Origin of the sequence: Aureibaculum sp. 2308TA14-22 (genome assembly GCF_040538665.1) — a bacterium.
Taxonomy (GTDB): domain Bacteria; phylum Bacteroidota; class Bacteroidia; order Flavobacteriales; family Flavobacteriaceae; genus Aureibaculum.
The window spans coordinates 1,959,270-1,974,140 of the sequence record NZ_JBEWXT010000001.1 but is presented as its reverse complement, the minus strand read 5'-3'; the positions used below and the strand labels follow the sequence as shown (position 1 = coordinate 1,974,140).

18 protein-coding genes are annotated in these 14,871 nt (G+C 32.5%); 9 read left to right on the top strand and 9 right to left on the bottom strand.

The window, feature by feature from the left end; all coding sequences use genetic code 11:
• Entirely contained in the window at positions 1-1,242 is a 1,242-nt protein-coding gene (locus U5A88_RS08750; protein WP_354205610.1) for an ABC transporter permease, read from the top strand.
• Positions 1,243-1,289: 47 nt separating this feature from the next.
• Positions 1,290-2,399 carry an efflux RND transporter periplasmic adaptor subunit gene (locus U5A88_RS08745; protein ID WP_354205608.1) on the top strand — a complete coding sequence of 370 codons (1,110 nt, stop codon included), beginning with the start codon at positions 1,290-1,292 and terminating at the stop codon, positions 2,397-2,399.
• 117 nt (positions 2,400-2,516) lie between these two features.
• On the opposite strand, the gene U5A88_RS08740 is transcribed toward U5A88_RS08745, so the two are convergent.
• From U5A88_RS08740 to U5A88_RS08730, 3 genes are all read right to left on the bottom strand, one after another.
• On the bottom strand, positions 2,517-2,957 hold the full coding sequence (locus U5A88_RS08740) for a hypothetical protein (RefSeq protein WP_354205606.1): 441 nt from the start codon (positions 2,955-2,957) through the stop codon (positions 2,517-2,519).
• Between the two features lie 191 nt (positions 2,958-3,148).
• A complete protein-coding gene (locus tag U5A88_RS08735; protein ID WP_354205604.1) occupies positions 3,149-4,036 on the bottom strand; it encodes a 3-hydroxyacyl-CoA dehydrogenase family protein in 888 nt (295 codons plus the stop codon).
• 21 nt (positions 4,037-4,057) lie between these two features.
• Positions 4,058-5,020, bottom strand: coding sequence for a Gfo/Idh/MocA family protein (locus tag U5A88_RS08730; protein WP_354205603.1), 963 nt, complete (start codon positions 5,018-5,020; stop codon positions 4,058-4,060).
• A gap of 83 nt (positions 5,021-5,103) precedes the next feature.
• Between U5A88_RS08730 and U5A88_RS08725 the strand changes: the two genes are divergently transcribed.
• Complete coding sequence (locus U5A88_RS08725; RefSeq protein WP_354205601.1) at positions 5,104-5,751, top strand: protein-L-isoaspartate(D-aspartate) O-methyltransferase; 648 nt, start codon at positions 5,104-5,106, stop codon at positions 5,749-5,751.
• A gap of 48 nt (positions 5,752-5,799) precedes the next feature.
• Here the strand turns inward: U5A88_RS08725 and U5A88_RS08720 are convergent, their stop codons facing one another.
• Genes U5A88_RS08720 through nadC form a run of 3 tightly spaced genes read right to left on the bottom strand, consistent with a single transcriptional unit; the run spans position 5,800 to position 8,448 of the window.
• On the bottom strand, positions 5,800-6,546 hold the full coding sequence (locus U5A88_RS08720; RefSeq protein WP_354205599.1) for a PDDEXK family nuclease: 747 nt from the start codon (positions 6,544-6,546) through the stop codon (positions 5,800-5,802).
• A complete protein-coding gene (locus U5A88_RS08715) occupies positions 6,452-7,546 on the bottom strand; it encodes a DNA cytosine methyltransferase (RefSeq protein ID WP_354205597.1) in 1,095 nt (364 codons plus the stop codon). Before U5A88_RS08715 ends, U5A88_RS08720 begins: the two co-directional genes overlap by 95 nt.
• A gap of 44 nt (positions 7,547-7,590) precedes the next feature.
• The gene (nadC, locus tag U5A88_RS08710) at positions 7,591-8,448 is read right to left on the bottom strand and encodes a carboxylating nicotinate-nucleotide diphosphorylase (RefSeq protein ID WP_354205595.1); all 858 of its coding nucleotides are present in this window, start codon (positions 8,446-8,448) and stop codon (positions 7,591-7,593) included.
• A gap of 41 nt (positions 8,449-8,489) precedes the next feature.
• Here nadC and rlmH point away from each other — a divergent pair, with 41 nt between their 5' ends.
• A complete protein-coding gene (gene rlmH, locus U5A88_RS08705; protein ID WP_354205593.1) occupies positions 8,490-8,963 on the top strand; it encodes a 23S rRNA (pseudouridine(1915)-N(3))-methyltransferase RlmH in 474 nt (157 codons plus the stop codon).
• A gap of 45 nt (positions 8,964-9,008) precedes the next feature.
• Here the strand turns inward: rlmH and mgrA are convergent, their stop codons facing one another.
• Both mgrA and U5A88_RS08695 read right to left on the bottom strand, forming a co-directional pair.
• On the bottom strand, positions 9,009-10,025 hold the full coding sequence (gene mgrA, locus U5A88_RS08700) for an L-glyceraldehyde 3-phosphate reductase (protein ID WP_354205591.1): 1,017 nt from the start codon (positions 10,023-10,025) through the stop codon (positions 9,009-9,011).
• Entirely contained in the window at positions 10,015-11,016 is a 1,002-nt protein-coding gene (locus tag U5A88_RS08695; protein ID WP_354205590.1) for an adenosine deaminase, read from the bottom strand. Before U5A88_RS08695 ends, mgrA begins: the two co-directional genes overlap by 11 nt.
• 131 nt (positions 11,017-11,147) lie before the next feature.
• Here U5A88_RS08695 and U5A88_RS08690 point away from each other — a divergent pair, with 131 nt between their 5' ends.
• The 4 genes from U5A88_RS08690 to U5A88_RS08675 all read left to right on the top strand — a co-directional run bounded on the left by U5A88_RS08690 (position 11,148) and on the right by U5A88_RS08675 (position 13,254).
• Entirely contained in the window at positions 11,148-11,603 is a 456-nt protein-coding gene (locus tag U5A88_RS08690) for a peroxiredoxin (protein WP_354205588.1), read from the top strand.
• A 1-nt stretch (position 11,604) separates the two neighbouring features.
• Positions 11,605-12,585, top strand: a complete 981-nt coding sequence (locus tag U5A88_RS08685) for a type I phosphomannose isomerase catalytic subunit (protein ID WP_354205586.1) — start codon at positions 11,605-11,607, stop codon at positions 12,583-12,585.
• 60 nt (positions 12,586-12,645) lie between these two features.
• Positions 12,646-12,915, top strand: coding sequence for a hypothetical protein (locus U5A88_RS08680; protein WP_354205584.1), 270 nt, complete (start codon positions 12,646-12,648; stop codon positions 12,913-12,915).
• A gap of 135 nt (positions 12,916-13,050) precedes the next feature.
• The gene (locus tag U5A88_RS08675) at positions 13,051-13,254 is read left to right on the top strand and encodes a hypothetical protein (protein ID WP_354205583.1); all 204 of its coding nucleotides are present in this window, start codon (positions 13,051-13,053) and stop codon (positions 13,252-13,254) included.
• A 13-nt stretch (positions 13,255-13,267) separates the two neighbouring features.
• Here the strand turns inward: U5A88_RS08675 and U5A88_RS08670 are convergent, their stop codons facing one another.
• The gene (locus tag U5A88_RS08670; RefSeq protein WP_354205582.1) at positions 13,268-14,206 is read right to left on the bottom strand and encodes a hydrogen peroxide-inducible genes activator; all 939 of its coding nucleotides are present in this window, start codon (positions 14,204-14,206) and stop codon (positions 13,268-13,270) included.
• A gap of 166 nt (positions 14,207-14,372) precedes the next feature.
• On the opposite strand from U5A88_RS08670, the gene U5A88_RS08665 reads away from it, so the two are divergent.
• Complete coding sequence (locus tag U5A88_RS08665; protein ID WP_354205580.1) at positions 14,373-14,843, top strand: Dps family protein; 471 nt, start codon at positions 14,373-14,375, stop codon at positions 14,841-14,843.
• Positions 14,844-14,871: the final 28 nt, after the last annotated feature.

The window sequence follows — 14,871 nt, the reverse complement described above, 5'->3', positions numbered from 1 at the left end:
ATGAAGTTTTTATTTGACAGAGATACATGGCAAGAAATTTACGGTAGTATTCGTAAGAATAAATTACGTACTGGAATTACCATCATTGGCGTAATGTGGGGTATTTTCCTATTGGTAGTTTTGTTGGGTGCAGCTAGAGGTATGGGTAATAATTTTGATAAATTATTTGGAAATTTTGCTACCAACAGCGTATTTATTTGGGGGCAAAGCACTAGCATACCTTTTAAAGGGTTTCAAGAGGGTAAAAGAGTACAATTAAAACGTGCAGATGTAGATAAAATCAAGTCTGAAGTAAAAGGAATTGAATATATTTTACCCAGAAACATTACACAAGCTTTAATTGTTAATGGTACAAAAACACTAAACTCTGGAGTTTTTGGCGATTATCCCTTATTAGATTTATTACAAAAAAAGCATATGGTTTTTGGTAGATTTATTAATGATAATGATATTGAAAATAATAAAAAAGTATGTGTAATTGAAAATGATACTTATAAACAATTATTTGATAAAGGTGTAAATCCGATTGGTGAATATATTATAATCAATGAAATTAGCTATCAAATTGTAGGTTTATATAAAAATAAGATCCAAATGGGTGGACCTCAAGGAGGTATTCATATTCCATTTACAACTTTTCAACAAATATACAATCAAGCTGATAATATTGGGTGGTTAATGGTAACGGCTAATGAAGGATATGAAATTAGGCAAATGGAAGAAGATATTAAATTAATGTTAAGAAATTTACACGATATCCACCCTAATGATGTCAGAGCATTCGGGAGCTTTAATTTGGGAGATCAGATAGCAAAAGTTACTGGATTTTTAACGGGTATGCAATTCTTGACATGGTTTGTAGGTATTGCCACCTTAATTGCTGGAGTTTTCGCTATAGGTAATATTTTATTAATTACAGTTAAAGAGCGTACTAATGAAATAGGAATTAGAAGGGCATTAGGAGCTAAACCTGCTGAAATTAGAAGGCAAATTGTTTTAGAATCTGTTTTTTTAACTACGATTGCAGGTGCATTAGGGATTATTTTTGGGGGACTTATTTTAATGGTAATAAATGCCGCTTTTGGTCAAGGTGATGATGCAACGTTGGTTAATCCAACGGTAGATATTCCCGTTATTTTAATTGCTGTTTCTACATTGATAATCTTGGGGACATTAATAGGATTAATACCTGCCCAAAGAGCAGTAAGTATAAGACCAATTGAAGCCTTAAGAGAAGAATAAGATAATATTATAAAAAATAAAATCAATCAACTGAAAATAAATTTAAAATGAAGAAAAAAATAATATTTGGTGTAATTGCTTTAGCATTTGTAGCGGTGTTAATATGGTTCGGTAAGATGAACAGTAAACCAACTACCGATTATGAAACCGAAAAACCTTTTAAAGCCAACATAGAGAAAAAGGCTGTTGCCACTGGTAAAGTTGTTCCTTTGGAAGAAGTAGAAATAAAACCTCAAATTTCGGGTATTATAGACAAAATTTTTGTCGAAGAAGGAGCTAAAATTAAAAAGGGAGATCTTATCGCTAAGGTAAGAGTTGTACCTAATGAACAATCATTAAGTAATGCCCGAGGTAGAATTAGCAGTATTCAGATTCAATTGAACAATTCAAAAATTTCGTATGACAGAAATAAAGAATTATATGATAAAGGTGTGATTTCAAGGTCTGAATTTGAAACTATTGAATTGGCGTATAACCAAGCTAAGCAAGATTTGCAAAATGCCCAAAATGACTATCAAATTATAAGAAAAGGTTTTGCAGGTTCCGGTGGTGCTGCCAATACAAATATTAGGGCTACCACTTCAGGTATGATATTAGAAATTCCAGTAAAAGAAGGCTATCAAGTAATTGAAAGTAATAATTTTAATGCGGGTACTACCATTGCTTTTATAGCAGATATGAATAAAATGATTTTTGAAGGTCAAGTGGACGAAGCTCAGGTAGGTAAACTTAAGGAAGATACAGATATCAATGTGGTTTTGGGAGCAATAGATAAAAAGAAATTTCCAGCAAAATTAACTTTTATAGCACCTAAAGGTACTGAAGAGAATGGTGCGGTTCAATTTAAAATTAAAGCAGATGTATCCTTAGATGACGATTATTTTGTAAGGGCCGGTTATAGTGCAAATGCCGATATAGTTTTAGAGAAAAAAGATAGTGTATTGTCTATAAAAGAAGCGTTATTGCAATTTGACAGAAAGACCGAAAAACCTTTTGTGGAAATAAAAACAGGTGAAGATACTTATGAAAGAAAAGATATTGAAATTGGTATTTCCGATGGAATTAATGTTGAGATATTAAGTGGAATTACAAAGGATGATGATATCAAGGTTTGGAACAAAGTCTCTAAAAAACTAGATGAAAATGAAAATAACTAAACGCTAACTCAAATGGTTTTAGTTAACAAAAAGCCCAATCTTTTAAGATTGGGCTTTCTTATAATTGAAAGTAGTTTTTTTGAACCTGAAAATAGGAATATTATTGAATGTCGAATGTTAGCAAAAATCTTCTTCTCCTACAGGAGATAATGCTTTACATAAAGCACATTCTGCGAGACACCATAAATCCCAAAAAGCACAACCACATCCAGCGGCCATACTGTTAGTTGTGGATATTAATTTATTCAAAAAGTCTTCAGAAAAATGATTGTTTGGGTCTTCAATTGAGGCTATCTTCGTTCCTGTTTCATCCAATTTAAAGATTAAAACTTTATTTTTGTCTTTTTTAGAATAAAAAGCTTTAGTAGCAAATGGGGTTAGCCTTTTGGTGTAATTCTCTGAGTCAACAATATTTAAAGAAGCTTCAAGAAAGAAGTCAGAGTTTTCTTTTTTCTGTATTTGATCTAAGTCAGAGACTCTTTGAGCATAAACATTTGCAATAACAGTAAAAAACATAATCACTGATAATAGCGAGTATGTACGATGTAATTTTTTCATTTTTTTAAATTTAGTTTGTTAGAAAAGGTTAAGTAAATATGTAAAAAGTATCGAAGAAGTATTAAAACCTCTAAGTGAAGTTCAAAAGCATGTATTTACACCATTGGTTGTGCTTAGCTTTAACAGGTCTTAGTAAGTTAAGACTTACCAAGATTAGGAAAAAAAATTGAATTATAAAAATAATAAAGACATTATTTAAAACATTTAGCAATTTGTTCAGCTTTTCTGCTTTCAGCATAATCGTAAAAACCTTCACCAGATTTTACCCCTAATTTACCTGCAGTAACCATATTTACCAGAAGAGGGCAAGGTGCATATTTCGGATTTCCAAACCCGTTGTGAAGTACTTTTAGAATTGATAAACACACATCTAAACCTATAAAATCTGCTAATTGTAAAGGTCCCATTGGATGAGCCATACCCAATTTCATTACGGTATCAATTTCATAAACACCTGCTACACCTTCATATAATGAATAGATCGCCTCATTCAGCATTGGCATTAAAATACGATTGGCTATAAACCCTGGATAGTCATTAACTTCAACTGGAACTTTATTTAATTTTTCTGAAAGTTGCATTATAGCATCTGTCACTTCATCTGAAGTGGAATACCCTCGAATGACCTCTACCAATTTCATAATAGGCACAGGATTCATAAAGTGCATTCCAATAACATTGTCTGGTCTTTGGGTTGCTGCAGCAATTTTGGTAATGGAAATTGACGAAGTGTTGGTTGCTAAAATAGCTTTAGCACCACAGTTTTCATCTAGTTCTTTAAAAATATTAAGTTTTAAATCTACATTTTCAGTGGCAGCTTCAATGACTAAATCACAGTTTTCTACACCATCTTTTAACAAAGTAAAAGTTTTAATATTTTTTAATGTCTGTTGCTTATCATTTTGACTAATTTTCTCTTTAGCGACCATTCTATCCAAATTTCTTGTAATAGTGGCTACGCCTTTATCAAGAGATATTTGAGATACATCAATCAAATTGACTTGATAACCAAATTGTGCAAAAGTATGTGCAATGCCGTTACCCATAGTTCCGGCACCTATAACTGCAATGTTTTTCATGTTTGTATTTTTCTGAAAATATTATTTAAAACAATCTATTATTTGTTGTGCCACTCTTAGTGCTTTTGCACCTTGTCCTAAACTTACAACTGGTCTCGTGTCATTTTCTATAGCATCTGCAAAAGTTTCCAGTTCATCTAAAATGGCGTTATTTGGTTCAACGTCAGGGTTTTCAAAATAGATTTGTTTTTTTACACCCTCGGCATTCTGCAATATCATGGCAAATTCGTCTGGATTTTCAGGAACATCTTTCATTTTTACGACTTCACTTTTCTTTTCTAAAAAGTCAACAGAGATATAGGCATCCTTTTGAAAAAATCGTGATTTACGCATATTCTTTAAAGAAATTCTACTCGCAGTTAAGTTGGCAACACAACCATTTTCAAATTCTATACGGGCATTGGCAATATCTGGGGTGTCACTAATTACAGCAACTCCGCTAGCATGTACATCTTTTACCTCCGAATCTATTACACTTAATATGATGTCAATATCATGTATCATTAAATCTAAAACTACGGGCACATCTGTTCCTCGTGGGTTAAATTCAGCCAAGCGATGTGCTTCAATGAACATTGGGTTATTAATACTCTCCTTTACAGCTGTAAAAGCAGGATTAAAACGCTCTACATGTCCCACTTGACCTTTTACATGATATTTACTCGCTAAGGTTCTAATGGCTTCAGCCTCGGTAACCGAATGTGTTATAGGTTTCTCTATAAAAATATGTTTTCCTTTAGTGATGGCTTCTTCTGCACAATTAAAATGGGAAAGTGTAGGTGTTACTATATTTACAACTTCTACGGCGTCAATTAATTCAGTAACGGTTGGAAAATATTTGTACCCAAATTCATCTGAAACTATTTTTGCATTTTCTTTATCCGCATCGTAAAACCCAACCAATTCGTATTTTTGAGATTGCTGCAACAATTTTAAATGAATTTTCCCTAGATGTCCCGCACCCAATACACCAACTTTAAGCATAAATTAAGATTTTAAACAAAGGTAGTAAATAACACTTTTTTAATTGTTTTTTTACAAGAATATTTATTTACTTTGGTAAAATTATGAGGCAAGATAATAATAAGCATAAAGGTCTTCGTAACCAACTGGTTAAGACGATAAAGAGCAAAGGGATTAAAGATAGAAAAGTGCTTGATGCTATTTCCGAAATCCCTAGACATTTGTTTATGGACTCTGGTTTCATCGATTTTGCCTACCAAGATAAAGCATTCCCTATTGCTGCAGACCAAACCATTTCTCAGCCTTATACTGTTGCCTTTCAAACGGAGTTACTAGAAATTGAACCTAATGATAAAGTGTTAGAAATTGGTACAGGTTCAGGTTACCAAACGGCAGTTTTAGTAAAATTGAAAGCTGAAGTATATAGTATTGAACGTCAAAAAGAATTGTTTGAAAAAACAAAAAAATTCTTACCAAAAGTAGGTTATGTTGCCAAAAAACTTAATTATGGCGACGGTTATAAAGGCTGGCCAGAGTATGCTCCTTTTGATAAAATTATTGTTACCGCTGGGGCTCCTTTTGTACCAAAACCTTTATTAAGTCAACTAAAAATAGGAGGTAGGTTGGTCATTCCAGTTGGTGATGAAGTACAAGTTATGACGCTATTTATACGAAAAGGCGAAAAAGAATTTGAAAAACATGAGTTTGGTGAGTTTAGGTTTGTACCGATGTTAAAGGAGAATGCTAAGTAAGTTGGTAGTGTTCAGTTGGCAGAGTGACAGTTTTCAGAAAATCTAATTCTAATTATTGAACAATTCAGCAGGATTTATTTTGAATTGTAACATTTGTGCTGTTTTTCTTCCGCCGTCGCCACCTTTTCTTTGCATTGTAATTCTCCCAATTTTAAAGTTTCCTCTTTGTGTTATTTCTACTTCACCATTACCAAAAAAGTTTAGACAATAATTCATTGGCTTTAAAATCCATCTGGCAGAATTGTCTATTTTTTGTGCAACCAACATCCATTCTGCAGAAAACTTGCCTCTTCCTTTAAGTATATCACTCACAATTAAAGATTTATTGTTGTTTAACCAATCCAATATTATTTTCTGATTTTCTTTGCTGAATTCGTTCGCAAAAGTTCTTCTAGTGTCTTTAGGATTATTAATAAGAGGTGAAATTTCACCAGTGTATTGTTTAAGTAATTCTGAAACGTCATTTGGCATTTCCCACATTTCAATATACTTATCAACCCATCTTTTATCAATTTGATTAAAACCTTTCAAGTTGCTAACCAACTTTACTTGGATGTTTTCGGCAGCAATTGCTTCTTTTAACTTAATAGTTATTTGTATTTGAATATCTGCTTTGTATCTAGACAAAATTATTGCTTTTACATACTCAATTTCCTCAACCTTGTATTCCATTAGTGCCAACCATTTTTTTGCTTCAACATCACTTTGCCAATTGTTGAATTTCTGAACTATATCTTTCTCGTTCTTGAATCCGTTTTTTGCCGTTTGTGAGCCCAATTGTTGGTCTTCCGTCATTTTTTGATATGGTTTTAGTTATTTCTTTTAAAATAAATTGCAATACATTGATAGATACACTATTTCCAAATTGTTTTTGGGCTTCAGGAATACTATTTGGTAGTATAAAATGTTCTGGAAACCCTTGTAATCTTGCACATTCTCTAGGAGATAATTTCCTAATTTCATTTTCTATTTTATACAACCCTGTTTTAGATCCAACGCCACCACCTTGTGCAGAAAGTGTAATAGCATGACCTCTCGGGTCATAAATTCTCTCTCCCTGACCGCCTTTGTTTACTTTGCCGATTTGCATAGGCCTGTTTGGGATTTCAATTGTTCCAAAAATATTCTCTACGGGACTATATTCTTTGTAAAAAGAAATATCATCACGTTCAATAACTTTTCCATCTTTGGGGTTTTTTTCCAAGATGTCTTCTAAGGCAGAAGTTATTTTTCCGTTAGGAAAATCGAATTTTAAATGTTGAAAATGACTATTGTTGAATCCGACGATATATACCCTTTCTCGGTTTTGTGGTAACCCGAAATTACTGGTATTTAAAACTTTATAAAAAACCTTATAGTTTAAATTTTCTAAAGTATTTACCACTGTTTTTAATGTTTGTCCGTTGTCATGTCTTACAAAATTTTTGACATTCTCAAGCAATAGTATTTTTGGTTTGCGAAAATCAATAATTCTGGCTATTTCAAAAAACAAAGTACCCCTGGTATCTTCAAACCCTTTTTGCTTGCCCGATATTGAAAATGCTTGACAAGGAAAACCAGCACATAAAATATCATGTTTAGGAATTTCTTTTTCGTCAATTTTTGTAATATCCCCTTTTGGCTTTAAATGGTGATTTTGATAATATACTTCTGCTGCTTTACTATCAATTTCAGAAGCAAAAATACATTGAGCCTCAAAAGATTTTAAAGCATAATGAAAACCGCCAATCCCAGCAAATAAGTCTATAAACTTATAATTTTTTAGTGATTTAGTATGATTTTCTGTTTTTAACATTTGTTATATTCGTTGTATCATATATTTACAAAGTCTAACATCTTTTAAACCGCCTTTAAACTCAAATCCATATTATAAACAGAGTGTGTTAATGCACCCGATGAAATATAATCAACACCACATTCTGCATAGTTACGTAAGGTGTTTTCATTAATACCACCAGAAGATTCAGTCAGACACTTATCGCCAATTAGTTCTACAGCTTTTCGGGTGTCTTCATAATTAAAATTGTCAATTAAAATTCTGTACACGCCATCTGACTGTAAAATTTCTTCAATTTCTTGTAGATTTCTGGCTTCAACTATAATTTTTAAATCACGATTCGTGTCTTTTAAATACTGTACAGTTTTATCAATAGCTTTGGTAAGTCCTCCGGCAAAATCAATATGGTTATCTTTAAGCATTATCATATCATACAAAGCAAAACGGTGATTTTCGCCACCACCAATTTTTACTGCCCATTTTTCAAGGGCTCTAATGCCCGGAGTGGTTTTTCGGGTATCTAAAATTTTTGTTTTTGTGCCTTCTAACAAATCGGCAAAGGATTTTGTTTTTGTAGCAATAGCACTCATCCGTTGCATGGCATTTAATACCAAACGTTCTGCTTTTAAAATGGATTGCGAAGAACCTTCAACATAAAAGACAATATCTCCATATTTGACCAGGCTTCCATCTTCAATTAACGTTTCAACTTTTAAATTAGCATCAACGTATTTAAAAACTAGTTTAGCAAATTCAACCCCAGCAATTATACCCTCATCTTTTACCAACAGTTTTGCCCTTCCTTTAGCAGTCTCCGGAATACAGGCCAATGAGCTATGGTCGCCATCGCCTACATCTTCTCTAATGGCATTTTTTATTATTAGTTCAAGTTCCTTCTCAAATTGTTGTTTGCTTATCATGTGTTGGAATTTATAGCAAAAATAAGTTTTATATTTACTTCATGAAAATAAAACTGTTAGCCATTGGAAAAACGGATGATAAAAATTTAATTTCATTGATTGCGATTTACCAAAAGCGGTTAAAGTATTATATTAATTTTGAGTTAGAAATTATCCCTGATTTAAAAAAAACAAAAAACCTGACTGAAAATCAGCAAAAAGAAAAGGAAGGAGAATTGATTTTACAGCGTATATCTCCAGTGGATCAACTTGTTCTGTTAGACGAAAAAGGACAAGAATTTAGATCCATTCAGTTTTCAACGTTTTTGCAAAAGAAAATGAATTCTGGTATTAAACAATTGGTCTTTGTTATTGGTGGCCCCTATGGATTTTCAGATGCCGTATATCAAAAAGCACAAGGTAAAATTGCCTTGTCAAAAATGACATTTTCGCATCAAATGATTCGATTGTTTATGGTAGAACAACTATACAGGGCGTTTACCATTTTAAAAAATGAGCCTTACCATCATGAATAAAAGCCCATCCCTAACCCTTCCCAATGGGAAGGGAATTAGTACCGACTAAGATTGCAAAACATCGTCAATTGACTTTAGTTCTTCATTAGAAAATGTTATATTATCAAGTGCTTTAACATTTTCTTTTAACTGATTCGATGAACTTGCACCGACCAAAACTGAAGTAATATTTTGTTGAGCCAGTAGCCACGCAATAGCCATTTGCGATAGTTTTTGTCCACGTTTTTCAGCTATTTTATTTAATTCTTGAATTTTATTCAAATTTGATGCGACCTGATTAGCATCTAAATACGTTTGACTTTTTCCTGCTCTTGAATCTTTCGGGATACCATTTAAGTATTTATCAGTTAACATACCTTGAGCTAAAGGCGAAAAAGCAATACAACCCACTCCAATATTTTCCAATGTATCTAACAAACCGTTTTCGACCCATCTGTCAAATAGTGAATATCTGGCTTGGTGTAACACAAAAGGAACTTTTAATTCTTTTAGGATTTTTGCAGCCTCAGCCGTTTCTTTAGGTTCATAATTTGAAATACTTACATATAATGCTTTTCCTTGGCGGACAATATCCGACAAGGCAATCATGGTCTCTTCCAACGGAGTGTCTGCGTCAGGTCTATGATGGTAAAAAATATCAACATAATCTAAGCCCATTCTTTTTAGACTTTGATCTAGACTGGCAATTAAATACTTTCTTGAACCTAAATCTCCGTAAGGTCCAGGCCACATATCATAACCTGCTTTGGTACTGATAATGAGTTCGTCTCTGTATTGATTGAAGTCTTTCTTTAAAATTTGCCCAAAAGTTTCTTCTGCTGACCCAAATGGTGGCCCATAATTATTGGCTAAATCAAAATGAGTAATTCCTAAATCGAAAGCGGTGCGTAATATGTTTCGAGCATTGAACATACTGTCAATGCCACCGAAATTATGCCACAAACCCAAAGAAATAGCAGGTAATAACAATCCACTTTTCCCACATCTATTGTACTGCATAGCATCATACCGTTTTGATGATGCCATGTATTCTGTAATTCCTGATTTATCGTTAATCTGCATAGTAATTGTCTAATTCGTTAATGTGTTTTTGTTTGGTTTCATTGTCCAATAAAGAATATTGAAAAGAATTTTTTGCCAATTCATAAAGATCGGCTTTGTTCAAATTAAGTGCTTTTTGGATTTCAATAAAATTTTGGTTGAGCTGTCCACCAAAATAGGCTGGATCGTCAGAATTAACGGTTACTTTTAATCCCAAATCCATCATTTTTTTAAGTGGATGGTTTTTCAAATCATCAACTACTTGTAATGCTGTGTTGGAAAGAGGGCAAACGGTTAGAACTAAATCACGTTTAATGATTTCTTTAATCAACAGTTCATCTTCCAAACAATTATTACCATGATCTATCCGTTTAATTTTTAAGATATCTAGAGCTTCCCAAATATATTCTGGAGGACCTTCTTCTCCTGCATGGGCAAGGGGAATATAGCCTTCCTTTATGGAAGCTTCGAACACACGTTTAAATTTTGAAGGCGGATTTCCTTTTTCAGAAGAGTCCAATCCCACGGCAATGATAAGATGCTTAAAAGGTAACGATTTTTTCAAGGTTGTAAATGCTTCTTCTTCTGATAAATGTCGCAAATAGCTCATAATCAATAGAGAAGATATGTTTAAATTTTCTTTAGCATCATTGCAGGCTCTAGAAATACCATTGACTACCGTTTCAAAAGCAATGCCACGTTCGGTGTGTGTCTGCGGATCGAACATAATCTCGGTATGCCTGATGTTTTGTTCAGCACATTTTTGAAGATAGCTGTACGTGAGATCATAAAAATCTTGTTCAGTAGTTAAAACTGAAGCTCCTTGATAATATATATCTAAAAAATCTTGTAAGCAATCAAATTCATAAGCGGATTTTAACTGTTCGATGGAATCGTATTTTAATTTAATATTATTTCTTTCTGCTAAAGAGAATAGCAACTCAGGCTCTAAAGTACCTTCAATATGTAAATGGAGTTCCGCTTTTGGTAGATTTCTTATAAAATTTTTCATAATCAAAAATAAACAAATTTTATGTTTTAGCTTAAAATAACGATATTTGTGGTATGTTAAAAAAGATAATTGCAGGCATTGTTTTTATAGTATTGCTCTTGTTTGTGATTCAATATATATATCCTCAAAAAATGAAGCTAAAAATAGGTGATTCCGTTCCTAAATTTTCTTTAAAAGACCAAGATAATCAGCTAGTCAACAGTACCGATTTTATCGGAAAAAATGCAATGGTTATTTATTTTTATCCTAAAGACGATACCCCGGGCTGCACAAAGCAAGCCTGTAAATTCCGTGATGAATTTGAAGCGTTTACCGATTTAGATGTTAAAGTTATTGGTATCAGTGCAGATGATGTAGCATCTCATAAAAACTTTGCCAAAAAGTATAACTTGCCTTTTACACTATTGGCAGACACCGAAAATAAGGTCAGAAAACTATTCGGAGTACCCCAAAGTATGTTAGGACTGATTCCCGGGCGTGTTACCTATGTAATTAATAAAGAGGGAACAGTAATCCATACTTTTAACAGCCAGTTCGGGGCTGAAAAGCATATTACGGAAACATTAACAAAACTAAAGGAACAGTAAAATGAGCATAAATTATCCATTAAAATTTGAACCGATTTTAAAAGAAAGAATTTGGGGAGGTAATAAATTGAGTACCGTTTTAAATAAAAATACTCAAAAAGATAATATAGGTGAAAGCTGGGAACTCTCTGATGTAAAAGGTGACGTTTCGGTAATTGCCAATGGAAAATATAAGGGTAAATCGTTAGAGTTTCTGATTGATGAATATAGAGGCTCGTTACTTGGAAAGAAAGTATATGATAGGTTTGGAAAAAAGTTTCCGTTATTAATAAAATTCATTGATGCTAAAGAAGCATTGAGTATTCAGTTGCATCCACATGACGATTTGGCCAAAAAACGCCATGATTCGTTCGGGAAAACCGAAATGTGGTATGTGATGCAAGCAGATGAAGGTTCAAATTTAATTGTAGGCTTTAAAAAAGATTCTAACAAAGAAGAATATTTGAAATATTTGAAAAATAAATCATTGTTAGAGATTTTAAATGTTGATAAAGTTAAAAAAGGTGATGTGTATTTTATTCCTACAGGAAGAATACATGCAATTGGTGCAGGTGTTTTATTGGCTGAAATCCAACAAACCAGTGATGTTACCTACCGCATTTATGATTGGGACAGAAAGGATGACCAAGGTAACGGAAGGGAACTACATACCGAGCTAGCCTTAGATGCCATTGATTATAAAGCGATTGATAATTATACAACAGATTATAAATCTGAGCTTAATAAAAGTGTAAATGTAGTTGATTGTCAGTATTTTACTACTAATATTATTGATTTGGATGGAACTTTAACTGTTGATAATTCAGATAAAGATTCTTTTGTAATTTATATGGCTGTAGATGGTATGGCTACTGTTGTCTATAATGATGGTGAAGAAGTGCTGCTAAATAAAGGACAAACCATTTTGATGCCCGCTTGTTTAACTAATTTTGTATTAAAATCTGAACAAAAGGCTGAACTTCTTGAAGTATTTATTAAATAAGTTTTAAGGTAATTGTTATTGGTTTTTAGCTTAAATTTGTGGACTATAAAAAAATAAAAAATGGCAAGTGTAAAGAATTTAAAGAAAGATGTAAATTACGTTTTATCGGATATTATTGAAGAGTGTTATGTTTGGCAATTGCAACAAGATGATGCAAAAAAAGCTGATAAAGCTGAAAAAATTATAGATGAAGCTATCGCTACTTTTGATGAACTTATTGTAAAAATAAACACTAAAGATGTAGAGAATAAAAAGGCACATTTTAAAGCAGTGAAAACTGAACTACAGACTAGAGGAGAATCACTTTTAGCCAAAATTGGTAAATTATAAGCTCTGTTATTCAGTAAGTTAAAATTTTTAAGAAAAATTTTAACAGTATTGTATAGAATAATTCTTTAACTTTAGCGTTGAAAATTTAACGATCTACCCTTAAGGTACGTCGACCAATTTAAACCCATTACCAACATGGCTAGAGCAATATTCGAATACACTAAAACGGTCTTAAAAAAAGTAAGTTTTAATGTTGAGTTATTTTGTAAAGAATTGGAAAAAGCGTTAAACAGATTATTGCCTTACGAGATTAATGAATTAAAAATTTGGCTTCAAGAGTTTACGCTTAACAGGCCTGAACTTTATGAGTATGTTAAAATAGTCAACCCAAAAGAGTAGTGTAAATTTCTCTTTATTTTTTAAGCGGACTAATTATTTTAACATCGCTAAAGGCTATTACACCCCTAATTATACCATCAATTACTTCTTTTAAGGCATCAATTAATTGAATTTTTAGTTGTGACTTATGGTAAATGATACTTATTTCTCTTGAAGGCGTTGGGTTTTTAAATGACCTTACTAGTTTTTTATCTTTTTCTTTTAAATCATGTGTTTGTAAATAGGGCAGTAGTGTCATACCCATACCTTCTTTGGTCAATTTTATTAAGGTATCGAAACTACCACTTTCTAACCTAAAATGATGTGGGTCCTCTTTTTTTAAACTATTGCACAAATTAAGAATGTTATCCTTAAAGCAATGACCATCTTCTAATAACAAAATATCATCAATTTCTAAATCTTCTACGGATAATTCATCTGCATTAAAAAGCCTATGATTATCATTCAAAAAACCCACAAAAGGTTCATAATATAACGGACGTTCCTTTATAACATTAATTTCCAAAGGGGTGGCCGCAATACCAGCGTCTAAATGACCGTCAACTAACTTTTTAATAATATCTTCAGTGGTTAACTCTTCGATTATTAAATTAATTTTAGGATATTTTTTTATGAATGTTTTTAAAAATAGAGGTAATAGTGAAGGCATTACCGTTGGTATTATTCCCAATTTAAACTCACCTCCAATAAACCCTTTTTGTTGATCTACTATATCATTTATTCTATTACTCTCATTAACAATAACTTTGGCCTGTTCAATTATTTTTTCGCCAATAGGGGTTAATGCAATGGGTTTCTTTTTACGATTGAAAATAGTTACGTCAAGTTCCTCTTCCAATTTTTGTATTTGCATACTTAATGTCGGTTGAGTAACAAAACATTTTTCAGAAGCCAAAGTAAAATTTTTATATTCCGCCACGGCAAGCACGTAGGTAAGTTGAGTAATAGTCATTTCTAATTACTTTATAATATGTATAAATTTTGGCTATAAAAATATAAAAACTATCAATCATAATTATAGTAAATAGTAATTAAGTTAAGATAAATTTGTATTGAGTTAAGTAGTTAATAGTTAGCTTCTTAAAATTGGATTATAAATAAATTTGAAACATATAGTTATGGAAACAACGGTATTAGGATTAAACGAAACGAAAATAAACAAATTGACAACCGATTTAAATGAGTTACTTGCCAATTACCAAGTATATTATCAAAACTTGAGAGGATTGCATTGGAACATTAAAGGGAAGAACTTCTTTCAATTGCACGAAAAATTTGAAGAATTGTACAACGATTCGCAAGTTAAGATCGACGAAATTGCCGAACGTATTTTAACTTTGGAGGGTACACCCTTACACACTTTTGAAGATTATTCAAATACCGCCAATGTACCGGTTGGGAAAGATATTTCCAACGATACCGAAGCGGTTAAGCTGACAGTAAAATCTCTAAAAGAGTTAATTGCTATTGAGCGTGCTATTTTAGATAAATCCGCCGAGGCCGACGATGAGGGTACCAACGCTATGATGAGCGACTTTATCTCCGAACAAGAAAAAACGGTTTGGATGTTTAAGGCTTGGTTGGGATAATTCAGTCTTCAGTAGCTGTATGCAGCGT